Source organism: Crocosphaera watsonii WH 8501, assembly GCF_000167195.1.
GTDB lineage: Bacteria > Cyanobacteriota > Cyanobacteriia > Cyanobacteriales > Microcystaceae > Crocosphaera > Crocosphaera watsonii.
Window position 1 is genome coordinate 1 of sequence record NZ_AADV02000054.1, and the last position, 22286, is coordinate 22286.

Annotated in this window: 24 protein-coding genes and 3 pseudogenes; 18 read left to right on the plus strand and 9 right to left on the minus strand. The window is 35.3% G+C overall.

The features are described from left to right. Positions 1 to 15 precede the first annotated feature (15 nt). Positions 16 to 728, plus strand: a pseudogene (locus CWATDRAFT_RS18875) (transposase). Between the two features lie 8 nt (positions 729 to 736). Here CWATDRAFT_RS18875 and CWATDRAFT_RS18880 read toward each other — a convergent pair. Continuing rightward, a complete protein-coding gene (locus CWATDRAFT_RS18880; RefSeq protein WP_007306561.1) occupies positions 737 to 1063 on the minus strand; it encodes a hypothetical protein in 327 nt (108 codons plus the stop codon). A 79-nt stretch (positions 1064 to 1142) separates the two neighbouring features. Between CWATDRAFT_RS18880 and CWATDRAFT_RS18885 the strand changes: the two genes are divergently transcribed. Beyond that, positions 1143 to 2582 carry an NF041680 family putative transposase gene (locus tag CWATDRAFT_RS18885; RefSeq protein WP_007306541.1) on the plus strand — a complete coding sequence of 480 codons (1440 nt, stop codon included), beginning with the start codon at positions 1143 to 1145 and terminating at the stop codon, positions 2580 to 2582. An 82-nt stretch (positions 2583 to 2664) separates the two neighbouring features. Here the strand turns inward: CWATDRAFT_RS18885 and CWATDRAFT_RS34105 are convergent, their stop codons facing one another. Further along, positions 2665 to 2823: a Nif11-like leader peptide family natural product precursor gene (locus CWATDRAFT_RS34105; RefSeq protein ID WP_081450984.1), complete on the minus strand. Its 159-nt coding sequence runs from the start codon at positions 2821 to 2823 to the stop codon at positions 2665 to 2667. A 99-nt stretch (positions 2824 to 2922) separates the two neighbouring features. Further along, complete coding sequence (gene holA, locus CWATDRAFT_RS18890) at positions 2923 to 3912, minus strand: DNA polymerase III subunit delta (RefSeq protein ID WP_007311541.1); 990 nt, start codon at positions 3910 to 3912, stop codon at positions 2923 to 2925. Between the two features lie 90 nt (positions 3913 to 4002). Between holA and CWATDRAFT_RS18895 the strand changes: the two genes are divergently transcribed. The 7 genes from CWATDRAFT_RS18895 to CWATDRAFT_RS18920 all read left to right on the plus strand — a co-directional run bounded on the left by CWATDRAFT_RS18895 (position 4003) and on the right by CWATDRAFT_RS18920 (position 9729). Further along, positions 4003 to 4776 (plus strand): DUF1868 domain-containing protein, encoded by a 774-nt coding sequence (locus CWATDRAFT_RS18895; RefSeq protein WP_021830868.1) that lies wholly within the window; start codon positions 4003 to 4005, stop codon positions 4774 to 4776. Between the two features lie 114 nt (positions 4777 to 4890). Further along, positions 4891 to 5472 (plus strand): helix-turn-helix domain-containing protein, encoded by a 582-nt coding sequence (locus tag CWATDRAFT_RS18900; protein ID WP_007306543.1) that lies wholly within the window; start codon positions 4891 to 4893, stop codon positions 5470 to 5472. A gap of 64 nt (positions 5473 to 5536) precedes the next feature. Further along, positions 5537 to 6178 (plus strand): transposase, encoded by a 642-nt coding sequence (locus tag CWATDRAFT_RS18905; RefSeq protein WP_007306544.1) that lies wholly within the window; start codon positions 5537 to 5539, stop codon positions 6176 to 6178. Next, complete coding sequence (locus CWATDRAFT_RS18910; RefSeq protein ID WP_007306545.1) at positions 6108 to 7520, plus strand: tetratricopeptide repeat protein; 1413 nt, start codon at positions 6108 to 6110, stop codon at positions 7518 to 7520. Before CWATDRAFT_RS18905 ends, CWATDRAFT_RS18910 begins: the two co-directional genes overlap by 71 nt. Next, on the plus strand, positions 7517 to 8989 hold the full coding sequence (locus tag CWATDRAFT_RS18915; protein ID WP_007306546.1) for a serine/threonine-protein kinase: 1473 nt from the start codon (positions 7517 to 7519) through the stop codon (positions 8987 to 8989). The genes CWATDRAFT_RS18910 and CWATDRAFT_RS18915 overlap by 4 nt, the downstream gene beginning before the upstream one ends. A gap of 126 nt (positions 8990 to 9115) precedes the next feature. Further along, on the plus strand, positions 9116 to 9301 hold the full coding sequence (locus CWATDRAFT_RS40080; protein ID WP_232287142.1) for a hypothetical protein: 186 nt from the start codon (positions 9116 to 9118) through the stop codon (positions 9299 to 9301). A 35-nt stretch (positions 9302 to 9336) separates the two neighbouring features. Continuing rightward, a complete protein-coding gene (locus CWATDRAFT_RS18920) occupies positions 9337 to 9729 on the plus strand; it encodes a hypothetical protein (protein ID WP_007306547.1) in 393 nt (130 codons plus the stop codon). Positions 9730 to 9782: 53 nt separating this feature from the next. On the opposite strand, the gene gatB is transcribed toward CWATDRAFT_RS18920, so the two are convergent. Then, on the minus strand, positions 9783 to 11270 hold the full coding sequence (gatB, locus tag CWATDRAFT_RS18925; protein WP_007306559.1) for an Asp-tRNA(Asn)/Glu-tRNA(Gln) amidotransferase subunit GatB: 1488 nt from the start codon (positions 11268 to 11270) through the stop codon (positions 9783 to 9785). A gap of 46 nt (positions 11271 to 11316) precedes the next feature. Continuing rightward, a complete protein-coding gene (locus tag CWATDRAFT_RS18930) occupies positions 11317 to 11703 on the minus strand; it encodes a hypothetical protein (protein WP_007306558.1) in 387 nt (128 codons plus the stop codon). 117 nt (positions 11704 to 11820) lie between these two features. Between CWATDRAFT_RS18930 and CWATDRAFT_RS18935 the strand changes: the two genes are divergently transcribed. Both CWATDRAFT_RS18935 and CWATDRAFT_RS18940 read left to right on the plus strand, forming a co-directional pair. Further along, on the plus strand, positions 11821 to 12381 hold the full coding sequence (locus CWATDRAFT_RS18935) for a Uma2 family endonuclease (RefSeq protein ID WP_007306548.1): 561 nt from the start codon (positions 11821 to 11823) through the stop codon (positions 12379 to 12381). Between the two features lie 82 nt (positions 12382 to 12463). Continuing rightward, positions 12464 to 13063 carry a Uma2 family endonuclease gene (locus CWATDRAFT_RS18940; RefSeq protein WP_007306549.1) on the plus strand — a complete coding sequence of 200 codons (600 nt, stop codon included), beginning with the start codon at positions 12464 to 12466 and terminating at the stop codon, positions 13061 to 13063. Positions 13064 to 13177: 114 nt separating this feature from the next. Here the strand turns inward: CWATDRAFT_RS18940 and CWATDRAFT_RS18945 are convergent, their stop codons facing one another. Further along, complete coding sequence (locus CWATDRAFT_RS18945) at positions 13178 to 13492, minus strand: type II toxin-antitoxin system VapC family toxin (protein ID WP_007311672.1); 315 nt, start codon at positions 13490 to 13492, stop codon at positions 13178 to 13180. After that, positions 13489 to 13845, minus strand: a complete 357-nt coding sequence (locus CWATDRAFT_RS18950; protein WP_007306556.1) for a hypothetical protein — start codon at positions 13843 to 13845, stop codon at positions 13489 to 13491. Before CWATDRAFT_RS18950 ends, CWATDRAFT_RS18945 begins: the two co-directional genes overlap by 4 nt. A 162-nt stretch (positions 13846 to 14007) precedes the next feature. Here CWATDRAFT_RS18950 and CWATDRAFT_RS41090 point away from each other — a divergent pair, with 162 nt between their 5' ends. Both CWATDRAFT_RS41090 and CWATDRAFT_RS18960 read left to right on the plus strand, forming a co-directional pair. Beyond that, entirely contained in the window at positions 14008 to 14133 is a 126-nt protein-coding gene (locus CWATDRAFT_RS41090; RefSeq protein ID WP_007311674.1) for a hypothetical protein, read from the plus strand. 225 nt (positions 14134 to 14358) lie between these two features. Beyond that, positions 14359 to 14586, plus strand: coding sequence for a type II toxin-antitoxin system PemK/MazF family toxin (locus CWATDRAFT_RS18960; protein ID WP_232287143.1), 228 nt, complete (start codon positions 14359 to 14361; stop codon positions 14584 to 14586). 35 nt (positions 14587 to 14621) lie between these two features. On the opposite strand, the gene CWATDRAFT_RS18965 is transcribed toward CWATDRAFT_RS18960, so the two are convergent. After that, entirely contained in the window at positions 14622 to 14903 is a 282-nt protein-coding gene (locus tag CWATDRAFT_RS18965; RefSeq protein ID WP_007306555.1) for a PEP-CTERM sorting domain-containing protein, read from the minus strand. A 154-nt stretch (positions 14904 to 15057) separates the two neighbouring features. On the opposite strand from CWATDRAFT_RS18965, the gene CWATDRAFT_RS18970 reads away from it, so the two are divergent. From CWATDRAFT_RS18970 to CWATDRAFT_RS18990, 5 genes and pseudogenes are all read left to right on the plus strand, one after another. Further along, entirely contained in the window at positions 15058 to 16554 is a 1497-nt protein-coding gene (locus CWATDRAFT_RS18970; protein ID WP_007306550.1) for an IS66-like element ISCwa4 family transposase, read from the plus strand. 297 nt (positions 16555 to 16851) lie between these two features. Then, positions 16852 to 18144: pseudogene (locus CWATDRAFT_RS34115) on the plus strand (IS1380-like element ISCwa5 family transposase); the annotation flags it as partial. A gap of 128 nt (positions 18145 to 18272) precedes the next feature. Next, the gene (locus CWATDRAFT_RS18980) at positions 18273 to 19715 is read left to right on the plus strand and encodes an NHLP bacteriocin system secretion protein (protein ID WP_042711876.1); all 1443 of its coding nucleotides are present in this window, start codon (positions 18273 to 18275) and stop codon (positions 19713 to 19715) included. 98 nt (positions 19716 to 19813) lie between these two features. Then, positions 19814 to 20098, plus strand: a complete 285-nt coding sequence (locus tag CWATDRAFT_RS18985) for a hypothetical protein (protein WP_042711877.1) — start codon at positions 19814 to 19816, stop codon at positions 20096 to 20098. A 66-nt stretch (positions 20099 to 20164) separates the two neighbouring features. Continuing rightward, positions 20165 to 20587 carry a hypothetical protein gene (locus tag CWATDRAFT_RS18990; protein ID WP_007306553.1) on the plus strand — a complete coding sequence of 141 codons (423 nt, stop codon included), beginning with the start codon at positions 20165 to 20167 and terminating at the stop codon, positions 20585 to 20587. 17 nt (positions 20588 to 20604) lie between these two features. Here CWATDRAFT_RS18990 and CWATDRAFT_RS34120 read toward each other — a convergent pair. Then, positions 20605 to 22131 (minus strand): annotated as a pseudogene (locus CWATDRAFT_RS34120) (IS5-like element ISCwa2 family transposase). Positions 22132 to 22286 lie beyond the last annotated feature (155 nt).

Here is a 22286-nt window from a genome sequence, read left to right on the forward strand (position 1 = left end):
AGGTTAAATGCCAAAATTGATGATCCCTTAAAATTTAAAAATGCATGTCAAATATATCTGTGAACTTCATCAAGAAGCTAAAACTTTGTGAGAACAAGGAATCCATTCTAATTAGTACAGATGAAATGACGGGGATACAAGCTCTTGAGAGATTATTTCCGAACAAAAGAATCAAGCCTAAACAAGTAGAAAAAATCGAATTTGAATATGAAAGACACGGAACTTTAAGCTTGATTGCGAACTGGGATGTGGCAAGAGGAAAAGTTGTTAGTCCCTCTATTGGATCGACAAGAACAGAACAAGATTTTTCTGAACATATCCAGAGAACGATTAAGATTGATGAAAAAGCAGAATGGATTTTTATTGTAGATCAACTCAACACTCATAAATCGGAAAGCTTAGTCAAATTAGTAGCAGAAAGCTGTGGAATTACTATTGATTTGGGGAGAAAAGGAAAGGAGGGGATTTTGCAATCTATGGACAGCAGAGCAGATTTTTTATCAGATGAATCTCATCGAATTCGCTTTGTTTATATTCCCAAACATACATCGTGGCTTAATCAAATTGAGTGTTGGTTTTCGATCTTAGTCAGGCGTTTACTCAAAAGAATTACTGTCCGTTCAACTGAAGAACTATCCCAAAAAATTCTCAATTTTATTGATTACTTTAATCAACATTTTGCTAAGCCGTTCGTTTGGAAATTTAAGGGCTTTAAAGATCATAAGTGACTGGTGGATTATTTTTGATAAGCTGCACTAGTGAGTTTTTCTACAGCATCAATATGAGCAGAACTTCCGGCTCGTCCTAAATATTTATATTTGGTTTTTTTCTCATTATTAGTGGCCATAGGAAAAATTGATTCAGCAGCCTGTAGTTTATAATACCAGTAGATTGTTCCCTTTCCATTAACCTGATAACGAATAATATGACAATTAGCTGGTGCTACTTCCCCTTCCCGTTCAATTTTCTTTATTTTCTGTTTAAGAGAGCGAATTAGACTCTTAATTTGTTTGGCTCTCAGGTGGACATCTTGACTGGTCTTGAGTTCGGAATGTGATGACATTAGCCTTAACTGTAACAAACAACCTCTTTTGATGTTAGCGTATATATTCCGCTAATTTATAAGGTAATAAATTTTAAAAATGACCAAAAATGAAACGGCTACGTCTGTCGAGGAATTCCTGGTGTGGAGGTCTAACCTCTTCCAAGGACTAAAAGCTAGAAAAGAAACTATTATAGAATTACTCGATGCCCTCTCCAGTAACCAACAAGCTCACTCAGTCGTTGAATTGTCTCTCAATCCTTTATTTAGAAGAGATTATAACAGTTTATATAGAGGAATTCAAGAGTTTTTACCCACTCAAACTGACCCTAATTATGAACAGAGAATTGAGACTTTATTTTCAGCGGTATCGAGAACAATTCCTCCCACTTCAAAACATTATAACTTATTTGGTATTGACACAACTCCCTGTCCACGACGGTTTGCCGAAACGTTAGCGGATAAAACCTTTATTCATTACCCCAATCCAATTAAGGGAAATAAACCCATTAATATTGGACATTGTTATTCCGTTGTCTGCGCTTTACCTGACCAAATAGACACAGAAAAAGTCCCTTGGGCTGTCCCCTTATCAGGAGAGCTAGTCCCCTCTAAATATAAAGGAGTAAATCAAGGCAATCAACAACTAAAAAAAATCTGGCAAAGTTCTTTATTTTCTGATAAATTATCTGTCTTAGTGGCTGATAGTGACTACAGCCAAAAGGATTTTATTGGGGAACAAGTTAAGCATGAAGACCTAGTTACTATTACAAGAGTTAGAAGTGACCGAGTTTTTTATCGTCAATTTATTCGGGACCCAAATCAAGCCAAAACTTCGGGACATCCCCGTTGGTATGGGGATAAATTTGACCTTAAAGATGACCAAACTTGGACTGAACCTGATGAAGTTCATCATGTTCCCTTTACAACGAAAAAAGGTCGTCAATTAACAGTGACTATTTCGGGATGGAAACAGATGTTAATGAGAGGAACTAAAAACTATAAAATGAACAATCACCCCTTTACTTTACTCCAGATTGTTGTCAGAGCTCAAGAAAGAAATAGTATTTGGAAACCTATGTGGCTTATTGTTATTGGTTCTCGGCGCGATGAGTTAAGTTTAGTTGATTGTTATCACTGTTATCGACAACGTTATGACATGGAACATCTTTTTCGATTTGGTAAACAAAGATTATTGATTACATCTTATTTAACTCCCGATGTACATCATGAAGAAAATTGGTTTAAACTAACACTTCTTTCTTATGTAAATTTGTGGGCTGCCAGAAAATTAGCTGTGGTTTTACCCCGTGATTGGGAACAGTATTTGAAGACTAATAAATCCATCAAAATCACCCCTAGTCTAGTTCAAAGAGACTTTTCAAGAATAATTACGACCTTGGGGACTTTCGCCAAATTTCCCAAACGTCGAGGTTTTTCTTCCGGACGTATTAAAGGTTACAAAAAAGCCCCACGAACTCGTCATGATGTTATCAAGAAAGGGAGCAAAAAATCAACTGAAAACTTAAAAGCTCCTTAGTTTTCCTCAGAATCTATAGATTAGCCCTATTTGTCAGCCAATTTTATTGACTGATACAGAGCCGATATTTTGGGATTTTAGTTTAGCGTAAAATATACGCTAACAAACTTTCTTGTCCAAAGTCCAATTCTTTGGCTAATGAAGTTAATTCATCTTGACTTTTGATGGTTTGTAATTTATCTTTAAGACCTTGATTTTTAGCAGCCTCACCTAAAAATTGGATAACTTTCTCTTTGGCCATAATGATTCCTTAAATGGTTAACAAATCGAAACAATTCATCCATTGCCTTGAGTTTTCACTTCTATTATACCCCTTTTACCCCATTTTTACTAAATTTAATTATATCTTAATTTTAAATAATTGACATAATTCTATTGTTTTAATATTTAGTGTTTCTAAGGGGTTATGACCTCGTTTTAAACGAGTTTCTAAATCTAGTAAAATCGGTAAAGTAGCTAATAATCTTTGACCAGAAACTCCCCGTAATTCTTTCCGTAAAAAATAAAGACGATTGGGGTTAGGAATATCAGCAGCTTTGGCGATTAGTTTATTATCCGTTTCCCCTCCTTCTAATTTTAATTGAATAATAGTCCAAGTCCTAAACTGACCGACTAAAGTAGCAACAATTCTTAATGCTGGTTCATTTCTCGATAATAAGTCATCGATTAATTGTAAGGCTTCTCCTTGATTTCCTTGCCGAATGGCTTGGGCTAATTGTAAACTATTTTGGGCATTAGCATTGACTAAAGTAGCAATAATTTTTTCATCTAAGGGTTGATTTGCTTGTTGTCCATAAAGCTGTAATTTTTCTAGTTCGTTCCATAATTGTCTGCTATTATTCCCCACAGATTCTGCTAATAATTCCACTGCTGCTGGAGTTAATTTAACACCGATTTCTTGGGCAACTTGTTTTACTTTTTTTATTAGTTCATCAGTTTTCCAGGGGGGAATAGGGGAATACTCCCTAACCTCTGCATATTGTTTGATTAATTTGCTCGATTTTAATCTTTTATCAGGTTTTTTGCTGGTTGTAAACAACAAATGGGAAGTATCAGGAATAGCTGGTAAAATACGCTGTAATTGTGTTAATATTTCCTCAGGACATTGTTGACAGATGGATGTGTTAACCAGCCAAACTAATTTCCCTCCCATACCAAATACAGGGGTCATCGCTTCGTTTAATGCTTCAATGGTACTCTTGGGGTCTTCTCCTGAAATTTGCTGATAATTAAACTGTATCCAGTTAGGATCGAGAATAGTTTCTCTTAACCGTTGCACCCGTTGGGCGAGCGCAAAGTCATCTTCTCCCCAAAAGAAATAAACTGCCATAATTAAAGTCAATAAATCTTTATAAAAAATTGTGACAAGATCGGGCAAAATAAAAGGATAAGTATTGTGACAAAATGAGAGGCGATTAAGTTGGACGAAACCTATCAAATGTATGTCAACAGGGTAGCTTCCCTTACGTTACCCACCAGTTATCAAAATCAACTTAAGAATATCCAAAAATCTCCTAAATTTCAACAGAGACAACCCGTGTCTTTTCCAGGTTACACCGTCCTCACTCCTCCCTACCAAGATGATACCACTAACGAATCATTCTATGAGCAGTTAAACCTAATTCAACAACAATTAATCGAAAAAATTGCCCCCAATTTATTAATTCCTCTTCCTCCGGAAAGTTTCCATTTAACCCTTGCTGATTTGATTTGGGAAGATAATTATCTTAATGGGATTAAATCTGAGCAAAACTTTGATGAAAAACTAGAAAAAGCCATTACTGAAAGTTTTGAAACCTATCAAAAAATTGATTTGGAAAAAGGTGAAAGTCAGTGGCAAATTTTAGGATTATTAGTTTTTCCTCGCGCTTTGGTTGTTGGCTTAGTACCTTGTAATGAATTATCTTATGATAAAATTTATCAATTAAGACGTACTATTTATCAAAATAAACAATTAATTGGCTTAGGAATACAGCAACAATATCTTTTAACTGCTCATGTTACTTTGGGATATTTTGATGAAATTCCTGATAATTTAGATAGAAGTAGTTTAGAATCTGTCATCCTCTCTTTTAATGATCAATGGATAGAAAAAGAGCCACAAATTTTAAAAGTTGCACAAGGAGAATTGAGAAAATTTGAAAATATGACGGAATTTTTATCCGATCAAACTAATCCCAAAGTGATGATTTAATCCTCAGGAAAATGAGTTATCAACAAGCCTTAGAAGATATAAAATTAGGCTACTGCAGCTTGGCGAAAGTAATCCACCAGATTTTTACAGAAAGTTTCGTGACTAGCCACGACAATGTGTTTCAATGAAACTAACGGAAGAATCTCGAAGTTGATGTCCATGATAAAAGCATTGCCAATTAACCTCTCCAACCTACAGAAAACAGTACTCCAACAAATAGTGAGAGGGACAACAAAACCCTATCGCCTTGTTAGACGAGCCAAGCTAATCTTAGCCGCAGCATCAGGAGAGAGCAATAGTTCGATTAGTCGAAGATTAGAATTAGACCGAGTACAAGTGCGTCAGTGGCGATCGCGATGGTTTGAGGAGAGAGAAAAACTGAGTGCCGCCGAAGAACAACAGGTAACGGAGAAAGCATTAATGGTCTTGATCAAAGGAATTTTAAGCGATCGCCCAAGACCTGGAACAACAAAATCCTTTACGGTCGAACAAGTAGTCCAGATTGTAGAGATCGCTTGTGAAGAATGTGAAAAATCAGACAGACCAGTGAGCCATTGGACACCTTCAGAGTTGGCGGATGAAGCCATAAAAAGAGGAATTGTCGAAAAGATTTCCCCCCGTAGTGTGGGGCGTTTTTTAAAAAGAAGCGACATTACAACCACATCTCGTTCGTTACTGGTTAAATGCCAAAATTGATGATCCCTTAAAATTTAAAAAGCAAGTCAAATATATCTGTGAACTTCATCAAGAAGCTAAAACTTTGTTAGAACAAGGAATTCATTTAATTAGTACAGATGAAATGACAGGGATTCAAGGTCTTGAGAGATTATTTCCGAACAAAAGAATCAAGCCTAAACAAGTAGAAAAAATCGAATTTGAATATGAAAGACACGGAACTTTAAGCTTGATTGCGAACTGGGATGTGGCAAGAGGAAAAGTTGTTAGTCCCTCTATTGGACCGACAAGAACAGAACAAGATTTTTCTGAACATATCCAGAGAACGATTAAGATTGATGAAAAAGCAGAATGGATTTTTATTGTAGATAAACTCAACACTCATAAATCGGAAAGCTTAGTCAAATTAGTAGCAGAAAGCTGTGAAATTACTATTGATTTGGGGAGAAAAGGAAAGGAGGGGATTTTGCAATCTATGGACAGCAGAGCAGATTTTTTATCAGATAAATCTCATCGAATTCGCTTTGTTTATATTCCCAAACATACATCGTGGCTTAATCAAATTGAGTGTTGGTTTTCGATCTTAGTCAGGCGTTTACTCAAAAGAATTACTGTCCGTTCAACTGAAGAACTATCCGAAAAAATTCTCAATTTTATTGATTACTTTAATCAACATTTTGCTAAGCCGTTCGTTTGGAAATTTAAGGGCTTTAAAGATCATAAGTGACTGGTGGATTATTTTTGCTAAGCTGCACTACTATGAAGCAGCGATCGCCAAATTAGATCCCCTCCTACACGCTGATCCTTCTCAAGCTAAACTATGGTACGCCAAAGCCCTAGCTTTAGTGAATTTACAGCGTTTTGGGGAAGCAGTGACTAGCGCGCAATTATCTGTGCAGTTAAACCCCACCTTTGCCCCAGGATATCAACTCTTAGGCAACGCTTGTACTCAACTAGAAGATAAAAGAGGGGCGATCTCAGCTTACAAACAAGCAGCCCATTGTTATCTAGATCAAGGGGATAAAAAACAGGCACAAACTTGTCTGGATAAGCTTAAAGCATTAGGACCGCAATTTATCCCCAATGAGCAAAAATCTTTCCAAGAATCTCAGGAATTTTTCCAAAAAATCAGTGTAGGTGCCGAAAGTGGTGATCATGAGGCAGCCTTAAACAACCTCAACTGGTTACTCAACTTTGACCCCAAAAATGCAGAAGCTTTGGCAAAAAGGGGTTTAGTACAAGCCAAAAGACGCAACTATAGCGCAGCTTTGGCTGATATTAACCTCGCCTTACAATTATGCCCCAATGACCTCAATTTACGGCTACAACGGGGAAAAATACGCCTTTGGTTGAACGATGCTGAAGGGGCGATGGCCGATTTTTCGGCTTTACTAGAGACAGAATGGGGAGATACCTCAGAAATCTATTGTTTACGCAGTCAAGCTTATCAACAACTCAATGACTTGGACTCGGCCTTTCAAGACTTAGCCAACGCCTTGTATATTAACCCCGAAAACTCAGAATGTTATCGGGTTCGAGGAGATATTTATCGAGGGCTGAAAGACTGGGAGGAAGCTATCAGTAATTATCGTCGGGCTATTAGTTTATCCCTCGAACAAGGAAACCAGTTCAACTATAAAAAATTACAGGCCAAAATTGCAGAAATAGAAAGGAAAATTGAACGAGAAAAACAAGAAGCATCGCGAATTATTCGAGTTCCTATTAAATCCCGACATGGAGGAACCCCCATTATTGAAGTCCTGTTCAATGATTGTGTTACCTGTGATATGGTACTAGACACTGGAGCAGGTATTGTCTGTGTTCCCGAAGAAATTGCCCGTTCATTAAACATTGTTTTTATTGGCAATCAACCCCTTCGTGTTGCCGATGGTAGCGTAACAAACGCCCCCATAGGATACGTTCGTTCTGTTGCCATTCAACAGGCAAAAGCAGAAAATTTAGAAGTGGCTATTTTACCCAGATATAGTACAGGTCTGTTAGGACAAAATTATTTATGGCAATATGATGTGCGTATTTTGCAAACAGAAGTAGAGTTATATTTGCGATGATTAGATATCTTCGTTATCGTTCTAACTATCGTATTTTAGGGCAGATTGGCCAAGGACAATTTGGCCGAGTTTATTTTGCCATTTCTCGGAAAACAGGGAAATTTGTCGCCCTGAAAAGTTTACCAAAAGGGTTCCCTACTAATCGTTTTTTACGGGAATTTTCTTGTTTAATTAGTTTGCGTCATCCCAATATTGTTGCTTGTAAAGGTCTTGAATATCATGGTCAAGGTCGTTATTTAGTAATGGATTATGGTGAAGGGGGAACCCTTCGGGATTTAATGGATTTTCCTGCTGATTTAAGTTTAAGATTGTGTCTTGATTTAGTGATTGATATTTTAGCAGGACTAGAACAAGCTCATAAAAAAAATATTATTCATTGTGATATTAAACCCGAAAATATTCTCTTGAGTTTAACTGCAGATAAATGGGTGGCAAAAGTAACGGATTTTGGTATTGCTAAAATTACTGAAAATAGTAGTAATAATAAGGAAGGAAGTGGTTATACAGGTTCCCCTGCTTATATGGCACCTGAGCGATTTTATGGCAAATATTCTTACGCTTGTGATATCTATTCTGTGGGGATTCTTCTCTATGAATTAATGATAGGAGAAAGACCTTTTTCTGGACTACCTGGGGATTTAATGTTAGCCCACCTTAATCAAAGAATTAATATTCCTGATACAGTAGCCAACCCCTTAAAAGCAATTATTATTAAAGCCTTAGAAAAATTACCCAAAAGGCGTTTTTTCTCGGCACAGGAAATGTTAGAAGCTATCCAGATAGCTAAAGCAAAACTCAAGTTTAATCGAGAAAAAACTAAGTTATTTACATTAACGACTATATCAGATTTAACTTTTGAGAGTAATGATTTTCTAAAGATAGCTGATTGTCATAAAATTAATCTTATGATTAATAACAATCATCATGTTTATTTAGGTAGTCAAAATCAACTTATTAAACTATCTAAAGATTCAAAAAAAATAGAGATAATTAACTTGAAACAGTCTCTAGAGTCCCTAACATTACTGTCTCAAGGATATTTAGTTTTAACTAAGGAAAAACAAGCAGAAGCTTGTCAATATTACTTTCACTATTTTTCAGAAAATATACCATTTAAAAAAGTAGAACCTTCTTTACAACTAGAAAGCAAAGATTTAAAATTTTCTGGTAATGTTGAAGGAGATTGGTTAGCTACTATTTCTAAACCCAAGAGTAATGAAATTAGTGCTGAATTTAAAATTTTTAATCTAACAACTTTATCTATTCTTAAGTCTCCTAAACCTTGTCCTTTTCCTTCTCAATTAATATCCCTAGATAAGCGTTACGGACTCGCAATTTTTCCTCGTCTTTCTCAAGGCTATAAACGAACTTATCTCTATTTATTTAACCGTCGAAGACATTTTATTAAAGGTTTCTCTCTTTCCTTATTAATCTCTGAGTTAACCCCCAATAATACCAATGCTTACTAACTATTTGGGGTTGAAACTGTCAAGCCAAATTACGGAATTTTAATCAAACTTAATCCTTTAAACATAACAAGAATTCCTCTAGAATTTTTACCTGACTTTATTATCGGTGAAGCTTGGGGTTACACATTGGCAGACAGAAAAGGAAAGTTATTATTATTAGATAGATACGGAAACTACAGAGGGAAAATGGACTTAGGAATAGAAATTACAGCTATGACAGGATTAAATGAACATAAGTTGTTGATAGCAACTTGGGAAAATGAACAAGTTAAACTATTCATCTTAGATATTGATTTTGCTGAAAAGATGTAATTCAATGTTCGATAATTAGTCAATATTAAAAGTATATGCAACAAGAAAAATGGATTAAATGGAAACCTATCGAAAGAATTCCTAATACTCTTTATATAGAAGAGTTAAAAGATACTAGAGACGGTTTAACTATAGTCATGACAAGAGAAGATAATATATTACCATCTTTAATAATTAATTTTGATACTATTATTTCATATCGTAATACTGATGAAAGCTATCTATTAAAAACTTTGAATGAAAGAGAAAATTTTAACAAATGGCCTTTATTTAAAATCAAAAACTCACAATATTTAGTATGGTTTCATGAACAAACTTATGATATCTATAAAAAGCAATTACCAGAAATAATACATTATGCTTTTATCACTCCAAACGATGTGATTGATGTATTAGCAATTATAACCCCTATTTTGAAATGGGAATAGTTTTCGATAGTCAAAAAAATGTAGGGTGGGCAATGCCCACCTTACCAGTTTAATTAACCATTCAACAGTTTTTCAACTAATTGATTGGTTAATTTTGGATCAGCGCATCCGCCGGTTTGTTTCATTACTTGTCCCACAAAGAAACCTTTTAACTTTTTCTTCCCTCCCCGGTATTTTTCTACTTCCGAAGGGTTAGCTTCCATCAAAGCTGTAATCACTTTTGCAATTTCTGCTGGATCAGAAATTTGGGTCATTCCTTTGCTTTCCACAATTTTTTTAGGTGATCCACCCTTTTCTAACAATTCTGGGAGAATTTCTTTAGCAATTTTACCGCTAATAGTTTTTTTCTCAATCAGTTGTACTAACTCCCCTAAACTGTCTGGTTTGAGGGCAATTTCAGTGATGCTTAACTTATTATTGTTTAAGTAAGCTGCAATATCTTGTGTCACCCAGTTGGCCACTAACTTCGCATCGGCCCCAGTGTTAACCGCAGACTCGTAATATTCAGCTACCTCGCGATCGTCACTCAATACCCGCGCATCATAAGCGGATAATCCAAAAGCTTCTTCGTAACGTTGGCGTTTTTCGGCCGGAAGTTCCGGTAATTCTTCTTTCCAGGAGTTTAAGCGTTCCTTAGACACTTCTAAGGGAGGGAGATCCGGTTCAGGAAAATAGCGATAGTCGCTAGATCCCTCTTTTTTCCGCATAGAAATAGTTGCTTGGTTGCTTTCATCCCATAGACGGGTTTCTTGGTAGATAGGATCACCGTTTTCCACTGCTTCTATTTGTCTTTCTATCTCGTACTCGATCGCCTTTTGGATCGCACTAAAGGAGTTCATATTTTTGATTTCTACCTTAGTCCCGAACTCTTTTTGTCCCACGGGACGCACAGAAATATTGACATCGCAGCGCATGGAACCTTCTTGCATATTACCATCGCTGATCCCTAAATAACGGACCATACGGCGTAATTCTTGGGCGTATTCGGCTGCTTCTTGTCCAGTACGGATGTCCGGTTCTGAGACTATTTCTAATAAGGGTACACCGGTACGGTTGAAGTCCACTAAGGAGTGGGTAGATCCTGCTAAGCGATCGCTTCCTGCATGGACGAGTTTTCCTGCGTCTTCTTCCATGTGTAAGCGAGTGATACCGATGGTTTTACGGGTGATTTCTTTGGTTTTTTTGTCAACTAATTCAATTTCTAGGGAACCGTGTTCGACTATGGGGAGGTCAAACTGAGAAATTTGGAAATTTTTGGGGAGATCGGGATAAAAATATTGTTTTCGGTCAAATTTACTATAGGGAGCAATTTTCGCATTCAACGCTAACCCCAGTTTAACAGCAGAGGCTAATACTTCCTCGTTGAGGACCGGTAATACTCCAGGATATCCCAAGCAAACAGGACATACATTAGTATTGGGGGGACTATCAAACTCGGTGGAACAATCACAGAATATTTTACTGTTGGTGTTGAGTTGACAGTGTGTTTCTAGTCCGATAATAGCTTCGTATTTGGTTTTGACAGGTGTTGCGGTGGTCATAAACTAATATAGGTGATAACAAATAACCTAGTCTATTCTATCGCAATTAAATCGAAAAATTAGGAATTAATCTCACTAACAGGGTTAAAAAGGCAGTTACCACAGCAACAATAATGGGAATAATTAAAGATTTTGCTCCTTTTAAGTCAGAAACTTCCTGCACTAAAGTATTTTGGACAGTTTTAATGTCTCTAACAGTTTCTTGAAGGTTTTCTACATTGCTTTTTAATGCAGTTTGTCCTACTTCTAAGTTAGTTAGTCGAGTTTCTATCTTTTCTAATTTCGTTTCAACTTTCTCAAACTTAGACTCAAATTTAGTATCCATTTCTTGAAACTTAGCTTCAAATTTAGCATCCATCTTGTCTAACTTGTTATTTATCTCTTTGAGAACTTCTTCTAATGAATAGGTAACGTTAATGGGTGTCTGACTCATGGGTTATAATCCTAATTAATGATATTTCTGGGGTATTTACTTCTATTATATGACAAAAAATAAGGTAAAATCAATGTATTGAATTAAGACTAATTTTAACCAATCTGAGAGTAAATAATGATTGCTAATAAAGATTTTTATCTGTCTCCAACAGAATACCTAGAATGGGAAGAAAAACAAACCCTGAAATATGAATATATTAATGGGGAAGTTTTCGCTATGACAGGGGGAACTATTATACATAATGATATTACGATTAATGTCACGACAGAGTTAAAATCTCATCTACGGGGTAAAGGTTGTAAAGTCCAAATGACAGATGTAAAACTGGGTATTTCTCAACAAGGAAATTTCTTTTATCCTGATGTTATGGTAACTTGTGATGCAAGGGATAAACAAGAACGTTTAATTGTTTATCATCCTTGTATAATTATTGAAGTGTTATCCCCTAGTGCCGAAGCATTTGATAGAGGGAATAAGTTTAAGTTTTATCGTCAAATTGATAGTTTAAAAGAATATGTTTTGATTGATTCGCAAAAGATTAATATAGACGTATTTAGACTGAATAGTAACGGGTTTTGGGAACTTCACTCTTATCAAGAAAATGATGAACTATTATTAAAATCTATTGACTTTTCTTGTCCTGTTTCTATGATTTATGAAGATGTTTATTTTTAGAAGTTAATTATATCCTAAAATAGTAGTGTTAGCAGACTGCTAACTATCAATTTACTTACTAACTTTATGACTTACAAAACTTATGTTAATTACAGCTAATTTACCCTTAAATCGTGATAAATTTACTCAAGAAGATCAAATACTAACTATTACAGGTGCAAACTGGTTAGATTACCAAAAATTTGACTCTCAAGAATATTCATGTTATCGAGTTTCCTATTTTAATGGAGAAATAACAATTGTGTCCCCAGGAAGAAATCATGAAAGAATTTCTGCAATTATTAACCGATTAATTATTGCTTATTGTGAAAAATATGAGCTTCAAGATTTCCCTTTTGGACAGACAAGATTAAATGTATCGGGACAAACAGGAAGAGAACCTGATATTGCTTATGCTTTTTCTGTTGATAAAGATTTACCAGATTTAGTAGTTGAAGTAATATTTAGTAGTGGTGATATTGAAGTCTTAAAATCCAGCTATCAACAGATTGGTATTCCTGAACTTTGGATCTGGAAAAATAATAATATTACTTTCTATTATTTGGAGCAAAACAGTTATATTATTATTGAATATAGCAAGATACTTCCTAATATTAAGTCAGACTCTTTTATAGAATATGTTAACCGAGGTATAACTGAAAGTCCTTTGCTTATAAAAAAAGATTTTTTGACAATCATTTAGCAACTGGTAGTATTAAAAAGTCTCTTACTCTGTCAAAATATTAAATCCTGCTTGAGAAAAATGTTTATCAAAGGTTAGAACTTTATTGATATTTAATTTCCACATTATGATAAATTATAAACAATCAACTAAACCCCAAGTTTTGTCTTCGTATTGTTTATATAAATTGAATGCTTCGTCAAATAACTGAGGGGTTAAATTAACAATATTGACATTATCAGAAGTATAAAAGTCTTCAATGATTTTAATTGCTTTCGGTTTAGAATTACGAACAACTGCATTACCTAATTCTAATAAAACTGCATCAGTTGTTACAAAGGAATATTGTTCATATTTGATTGATAAGTTAATTGCTTGTTGATGATACTGATCTTGTTCATAAATTAACCCAATCACAAATCCAGTATCAATAAAAATAAGTTCTCTCATGTTGATAAGTTTGACAAAAACCATGAATTATGGTCAAATTCTGATGCTTGATTAATTGTATTTTTTCTTAATGCGGCCATGCTATTTTTCTTATTATGCTTTAACTTATGTTCCTTTGATGAGACTTTTAATAACTCAATTTGATCCATATCAGGAACTATATCTAGGTCTTTTTCATAGTCATAGATAAGCATACATAACACATCTAAATAGTCAGACTCCTCTGCTGTTAATTGAGGTTTATCTAATAATTGATTAATTATTTTTTGAGTTGCTTCTAAATCTTCCTCTGATTTAATTGGACGAGGAGGAAACTGTTTTAAAAGTTCAATATATTCTTTTTGACTATACATATTTTTGGCTCAACTACACTTATGTTCATTATATCCTAAAATAGTAGTGTGAGCATATTTCGACAAGCTCAGTACAAGTCTTGCTCAGTATAGCATTACACATTAAAATTAGTATGTTATAATTAGTAGAAGAAAAACTATTGAAGAATAGGAATTAATTAAATGCCGTCAAACCAAGTTATGGATATTGAAAAAAAATTGCGTAATTATTCAGTTGAAGATAAACAATGGTTAGTTAAAAAAGTAACTGAACAATTGCCATTAAGTGACTTGAAAAAAGCAGCATAATTAATGAAAAGTTGGGATGATGCTTATAGTGATGGTTTAGATGAATCGGAAATTGAAACGTTAGAAGCAATGCGATTTCATCAGGGTAAATTATCTGAATAATTATGACAATTTTTCAAGGAGAAATTTATTGGATTGATTTAGGACAACCTATCGGATCTGAACCTGCTTATCTTCGTCGTTGTTCAAAATAACATTCTTAATCAGTCAAAAATTGGAACTGTTATTGTTTGTGCTTTAACCACAAACTTAAGACGAGCAAGAGCGATTGGTAATGTATTATTGAATGAAGAAGAAGGGAATTTACCAGAAAAAAGCGTTGTTAATGTTTCTCAGATTTTTACAGTAGATAAACGTTTGCTTAGTGATCCGATTGGGAAACTTTCAGAAGAACGAATTAACGAAATTATTGCCGGTATTAAATTAGTTCTTGAATCTCAAGAATTAGTATAATAAGGGTTTAATAGAATTAAACCCTTATTATACTATTATTTCCTTTTTTTAAAGATAAAAAATATTCCTAATAACCCCATAAAACCTATTCCTAACATATTAGATGATTCAGGGACAGATTCGGTATTAGTTGCAAATTGAACATCATCATAAACAATAACATCTCTATCATTTGCAGGTTCTATTGTCCGAATAATAGCAATTGCTTCACTGCTAGTAATTCCATAAAAAACTCGATTATCAAAATCTGTTCCAATTAAATTAGGATTATTAATTGTAAAAATTTCTTCTGCAATTACATCACCATTACTACTCAAAAATTGTACTTGAGTTGGACTATTTGAACCTGATCCAACATTTCCGATATAAAGTCCAGCAGCAGATGATGGATCTGTTAAAATAGTAATTGCTCACCGCAATAAAGAATCTGTCTTGACAACATAAAGGTAAAATCGGGGATTTTTATGTATAGTGGGGGTTATGACCACAAATGCTACCATTGATTCAAAGCTAGTTAGAGCTATCGCCGATGAACAGTTGGCGAACAATGTCTTCATGATTGAGTGGCTAGTCAAGGCACAACAACAGTTATCTCTTCAACAAAGACTGATTGACCAGCAACAACAACAAATCTCTACACAACAGCAAGAAATTGAAAAATTGAAAGAAGAGAGAGATAAGCTAAAAAACCGTAACTCAAAAAACAGTTCAGTCCCCCCATCATCAGACACACTAAAAAAGCCTTCTGACAAAAAGAAACGCAAAAAAGGATTTAAACGCGGACCAAAATATGACCACCCAGGGAAGACCCGTAATGGTTTTGGTCAGCCCGATAAGATAGTCCCTTTAGAACTAGAAAACTGTCCTGTTTGTGGGGGTTCAGTGGAACGAGATGAAGTAGTTCCCGAAAAAGTCCAGCAAGTGGCTGAAGTAGTAGACCAACCCATAGAAATCAGGGAATATCGTCGCGGATTCTATAAATGTCCTAGTTGTGGATGGTCAGATTACAGTCCTGTTCCATTGGGAGTTAAAGAAGGATTCAGTTATGGGGCGCGATTAAGTAGCATCGTGGGCTGGCTTGGCTATGGGGGTAATCTTACATGGCGTAAACAGGAACATTTTATAGAGTATGTCTTTGGCATTCCCATTTCTCAAGGGAGCCTTGCCAAAATGCACAAATGGTTTCAAGAAAGTTTAGAACCCTTGACCCAACAGTGGTTAAAGTACATCCAGCAGCCAGGAATCCGATGTGTTGACGAAACCAGTTATTGCATCGATGGCATCAAGTATTGGGTTTGGGTAGCCACATCAAATGAGGTCTGTGTGTTGATGTTGGCTCCCACTAGAAGCTCCGCAGAAGTCGAGAAATTGTTAGGAGCAGATTTTAAGGGCATCCTCACCAGTGACTGCTATAGTGCCTACTTTAGACAAAGTGCGATGGCCAAACAGAAATGTCTGGCACATTTAGAACGAGAGTTAGAGTCCCTTAAAACCAGTCGTTTTCAAGCGAATCGAGAATTTGCTGCCGATGTACAGCAAGTTTTAGCAACCGCCCGTATCCATTATCGTCATTATCATGCTCGAAATTTAACCCTTGAAGACTTAGGCTCCAAAAGAACAGAAGTCGAGAACTCACTGCAAAAGATTTTTAAAGCAACTCCCAAAAAAGGATGGCCTTATGATGCACAAAGATTGATTAACCGTCTCAAACGTCATTGGGAAGAGTGGTTCACCTTTCTAACTTATCCTGAAGTCAAACCAGATAATAATGATGCTGAGAGAGCTTTACGTCCCATTGTCATTCACCGCAAAGTAAGTGGGGGAGCAAGAAGCGACTGGGGTGCAGAGTTAGTCACCCAAATGTTCAGTTTTTCAGAGACCATGAGATTACAGGGGCAAAATGCCATTGTCCAATTATGCGAATTATTTTCATTAGCTGGTCGGAGTCCCCCAGGATTAGAGATGTAAAAGGCTCCGGAGCCGATGGGGGATAGATTTTTCTTGATCGCCCTATATCTCTGCACAAAAATACACAAGGTTAGCGGATAATCTCCGCTAACAAAAAACTATCTTACTATTCTTTTTTTTTCTCATATTGTTGTTTTTATTTGAGGTTTTAAAAAGACTTGATTCTGGGAATGTTAGTCATTAAAATAGCCGTAATAAATTAGCTTAAATTTTACGCTAAATCACAGGGCTTATATTTTTGTTGACTCAACTGATGTTGTTTGTAGTGCTTTTCAATAAGACTTTTTTGTTGCGGTGAGCAGTTACGATCATTCCGTTCATGAGTTATTAGCACAAAGGCTTTATGGAATTATTTTAGGCTATGAAGATGTCAATGACCATGATAAATTACGTCACGATCCTGCCCTTAAGATCGCTTTAGAAAAGCTTAATGAACTTGAAGATAAAAAGGGATGGTTAGCTGGAAAAAGTACAATTAATAGATTGGAATATTGTCCTGAGACTATTCTCGACCAAAAAACGAGTCGTTATCATAAAATAGAACCCAACTTTGAAGCCATTGAAAAATCTTTTGTCGAATTTTTTTTAGAGTCTTATAAAAAACCTCCCTTAAGTATTATATTAGATATGGATGTCACGGATGACCAAGTACATGGTAATCAAGAAGGGGCATTTTTTAATAGTTATTATCACGGAGTATGTTATGCTCCTTTATATATTTTCTGTGGGCATCATTTATTAGTTGCTAAACTTCGTTCATCTAATGTAGATCCAGCCGATGGAGCCTTAGACGAATTACAAAGAATTATCGGACTAATTAGAGAAAAATGGTCAGAGACTCATATCCTAGTTAGGGGTGATAGTGCCTATGCCCGTGAAGAAATCTTCTATTTTTGTGAAAATCAGCCTTTAGTTGATTATGTTATAGCTATGGGAACAAATGGCGTTCTTAAGTTACGAGCGGATGATGTAATTGAAAAAGCCAAACATGAATATGAAAAAAAACTAGCTCCAATAACTGAATTAATGGATAGTTTATTTCAGAAAAAAGAAGATTTAGAAGAAGTTAAAAAATTAGTACCAATTTCTACTTGGTATCGCTCTATTAGTTATAAAACAGAAAAGTCATGGAGTTGTCAAAGAAGAGTAGTGACAAAAGTTTGTTATGGAAGTGATGGCTTAAAAATGCGCCATGTGGTGACATCTTTGCCCGCTTCAAAAATTCCACCCTCAAAACTTTATACAAAAAAATACTGTCCGAGAGGCGAGATGGAAAATCGGATTAAAGAACAACAATTAGACTTGTTAGCTGATAGAACTTCAACTCAAACATTTCAAAGTAATCAACTAAGATTATGGATACATTCCTGGGCTTATGTTCTCATAAATGCTTTTCGTCAACACTGTTTAAAAAAAACTTCATTGGCTAAAGCAACTGTGGGAAGAATACGCCTAAATCTTCTTAAGTTGGGAGCCAGAATAAAGATTAGTTGTAGAAGAATTATTATCGCTATAGCTAGTGCTTGTCCTTATCAATATATTTTGTCTATTGCTAACAAAAGAATTAAAACTATTCCTAATACTGGATAAGTAGAATAAGTTGTTTTTTAAAAAAGATATCTATCATAAGTTGTTGACTGACTGATACTTTCATTTAGTCTTATTTATAGTGGAGAAAATCAAAAGTTAATATAATTATTCCCTCTTAAACTCAATTATTGGATAATCAAAGTCAATTTTTTTATTCATCTATATTCAAAATTTCTATTAGTCCTAAAAATTATCATTTTTCATCTCTGGATTGGGCTTTCAAATTAATTTGTGAGAAATCCGGGTGGAGTGTTGTGGGACGCATTCCTACCAGTGTTATTGGTCAATCTATTTTGATTCGACCCCGATCTATTATTTCTTTTCAACCGAGGGGAACAGGTGGACAGATACTAGAAATACGGATTAAACCAGGTGATCTTGTTAAAGTAGGACAGGTAATTGCTGTTTTAGATTTTCCAGACTTACAGGAACAACTACGCAACCAACAAGAGGAATTAGCAGAATATGAAGCAGAAAACTTAGCTATTACTAATGCTCAAACAATTCGTAGTAATTTACAGCAGCAGACATTACAATTAGAAAGTGTTTCTCTTCCTCAACAAGTCGCAGCCAATGTAAAAGAAATTGAAGCTAATCAAACTAAACTTATTGCCGTCAAAAAACAAAGCAAAGCCTATCAGGAAAGAATTGCTCAACTGGATGATTTTATTGACTTAACCCAACGCCGTTTTCAAGCTTATACTGATTTAGTCGCCGAAGGTGCAGTTGCTCCTTTAAGTTTCCAAATTGTTAATTCTGAAAACCAATTACAACAAAGCCAAAATGAACGCACTAATTTATATGCACAACTAGAAAATTTAAGCTCAGTTGAAGAAGAATTAGCCTCAGCTAATATTAATTTAAACGCACAAAATGAAAATTTACGCGCTCAATTAGAGAAACTTCGTACTGATTCGGCTAACCTAAGATTAACGGACTTACAAGCCAATGTGCAGCGTCAAAATACTATTGATAATTTAAAGCGAGATATTGATAACCTCAAAGCAAAAATAGCCAAAGATAGTTTGGTTATTTCCGCCTACAATGGCACAGTAGTAACTGTTAGTGGAAATGCAGGGGAATATATACAAGTGGGTACTGCTCTGGGAACATTACGGGTTAATAACTCGGAGACAGTTGACAATGAAAATAAACCCATGACTACCGCTTACGCCTTTTTTACCCCAGAAGATGCCAACCGTATTCGTCAGGGAATGGTGGGTAAAGTGACTCCCCATTTGCTCACAAATCGACGTTTTGGGGGCTTACGTGAGGAATATGGTGCGATTCCCTCCAAAGTAACGGCTGTTTCCTCTAAAACCGTAACTGTGCAGGAAGTAGCCAGTATTGTCGGCGATTCAGAGTTAGCTGACGCATTAGTGCAAAATCCTGTCCCCTACACCATTCCTGACAATGGGAGGGCGCAAAACCTTCCGGTTGTGCAGGTTGAGCTAGAATTACGCCAAAATCCTAATAATCCCTCTGGTTATGAATGGACACAAAGCGAGGGGCCTGATACCCAGATTGTTGAAGGTGCGTTAGGTGAAGTACGGGTGACGGTACAAGAGTGATCGCTTATGAGTTATGGAATAGCTAGTTTACGCTGGATAACAGGCATTTATAAGCGTTAAATCATCAACTTAATTGATTCTTACATGAGATTATATCTATGGATAAAGTCTATCGATACAAATTAATTAAATTAGCGATCGCCATGCCCCTAGCATTTAGTGTCGCACTCGTATTAAATATTCAAGCAAGCTTAAGTTTTTTCGGGCCGTTATATGTCTTTGTTGTTATTTGGCTTTTTCCAGATCCCATTGAATTAAAAAGGTTTGTCGTCAATAAAATGCTCTTAGTTATGGCAGTTTCGTCTATTTTTGCAGCATTTATGGCAAGCTTTTCTTATATCAATAGCGTCATTGTTTTCTTATTTATTTTACTAACAGGATAGGGTATTAAAACTTGGATACCAGTTGCAGTAAATCTGGGTTTAACTCCCATAGGAATCTTCACAGCAATGGCGGTTCTTCGCTCATCTGCACCCTATACTACTGTTGTTTATATGCTGGTCTTAATATCAGTAGGTGTTGCCTTCGGGCTGTTTATTGATAGTTTCTTTTGGCCAGTATATAGTAGCCGAATTATAGAAAAACAAGTAAGTCAACTCTTTCGTACTTTAGAAACTTTAAGTCAAGCTGCTCTTAATTTTGATTGCGATGATTCAATTTATAATACTCAAAATTTGCAAATTGAGAAACAAATACAAGGCATTGCTAAAGCATTTAAAATTGCTATCATGACTCATAGTTTATCGGCAACAGAACAACAGAAATGGGAGCGATTGATCGGACTCCAAAAGAAAACTTTTTTACATCTACAGGAATTAATAGATTTAAACCACAAAAATAAAAATAATACCCTTTTAAATAGGGTTTGCTGAAAAAGTTTCTCCAAAATTTATGCCACTTTTGACCAAGAATTTTCTGACAAATCAATAAGTTTTAGTACATAAAAATTGTTTAAAGTATAATCAAAATTAATGAAAGGCGGTTTGATGAGTTCCTCTGTTCTGTTATTAGTAAATAAGGACAAAAAAAGCGACAAAAACTGCCTCAGAAGTTTACAAAGATTGACAACTAAAAATGTAATAGCAATAGATGTAATGGAGGTTTCAGGGAGTTTTGTCATCACGAGATTTAGGCTAAATCTTCGTTTAGCTTGTCCAAACTTTCCCTCAATAGCATTACGGAAGCATTCATCGGAGTGGGCTTGTTTCTTTTCTTCTTCACTGACATTTTTCGGAGGTCTTCCTAACTTCGGACCACTGATTCTTATCCCTCTTTCCTTACACCAATTTCTGTTTTCCCTAGTTCGATAAATTTTATCTACATGGACGGATTCGGGATAATAGCCAAACGTTTCTTTATACTTTTCTACTTGTTCTTTTAAATGACAAGATTCATTGAAGTTTTCCCAACTTATTTTGTATAGAAACACATAGTTATCTACACAGCTTACTGAGAGTTTAGCTCCAAACTCTATTGGTTTTCCTGCTTTTCCTCTCACTATTGGACGAATATGCGGTTGAGTTAAACTTACAATTCTTTGAGGAACACTCTGGGTCTTATTCTCCCACATTGACTGTTGTTGTTCATAAACTTTTTTGATAGTCTCTAGACAATTTTTCTGTCTTTTACTCAGATTTTCCAGGGAAGCCCCAGCTTGAATTAAGTCTTCTATATTTCCTAAATTTTTCTTAAGGTATTTTAACTGTTTCCCGATAGCTTTTCTTCTTTCTTGATAAGATACTTTTCGTTTTTTAGCTACTTTTAAGTATTCCTTTCTAGCAATTTTTCTAGAAGTTCTCGGCTTTTTTCTCAATTTTACTCTTAATGGTTTATAAAGATTATCTATTATTCTTTCTGTCTCAATTCTGGCTTGATTTAATATGCCTAAATCCGTTGGGTATTTGATGTCTGCTGGCGCACAAGTCGCATCTAAAATTAGTTTACCTTTATTTTTTATTTTTTCTCCTTTTTCTTGGAGACAATCCTTTTTTTTTACTTCTTTATCACTCTTGTCTATTTCTCTTTTTACTATTTTTTTATTGATTTTGTTTATCAATTCTCCATCAATTCTTTTCCTAAAATGAACTAGCATTGAAGATTCCAGTGGTGGCTCTTGTTGATAACAATTTAAACCTATAAAGTATTGTAGATAGGGATTTTCTCTAATCTGTTCTATAGTTTCTTTATCACTTGTTCCTAATTTTTCCTTAATAATTCATGTCCCTAATGCCATTCTAAATAGTTTGGCTGGCGCACCTTTTTCTGCTGAAAAAAGTTTAGCATATTCTTCCTCAAAATCATCCCAAGGTATCAACTCTGCCATGATTACCCAACGATTATTGGGGGACAATTTACCCTCGAAAGGTAATTCAAATTTTTCTGGGGGCGGTAAAGGTTGCTCCTCTTTTCGATACATTTGTTCTTGACCAACAACTGGGAGGTGTTTCTACCAATTATAGCGGTTTGTAGCCGACAAAGCTGATCTTTTTTGCGATCGCGAATATGGGTGTAACCTTTTAAAGAATAGGGTTTTGCTTTTATTCAGCAAACCCTAATTAAAGATAAAATAGA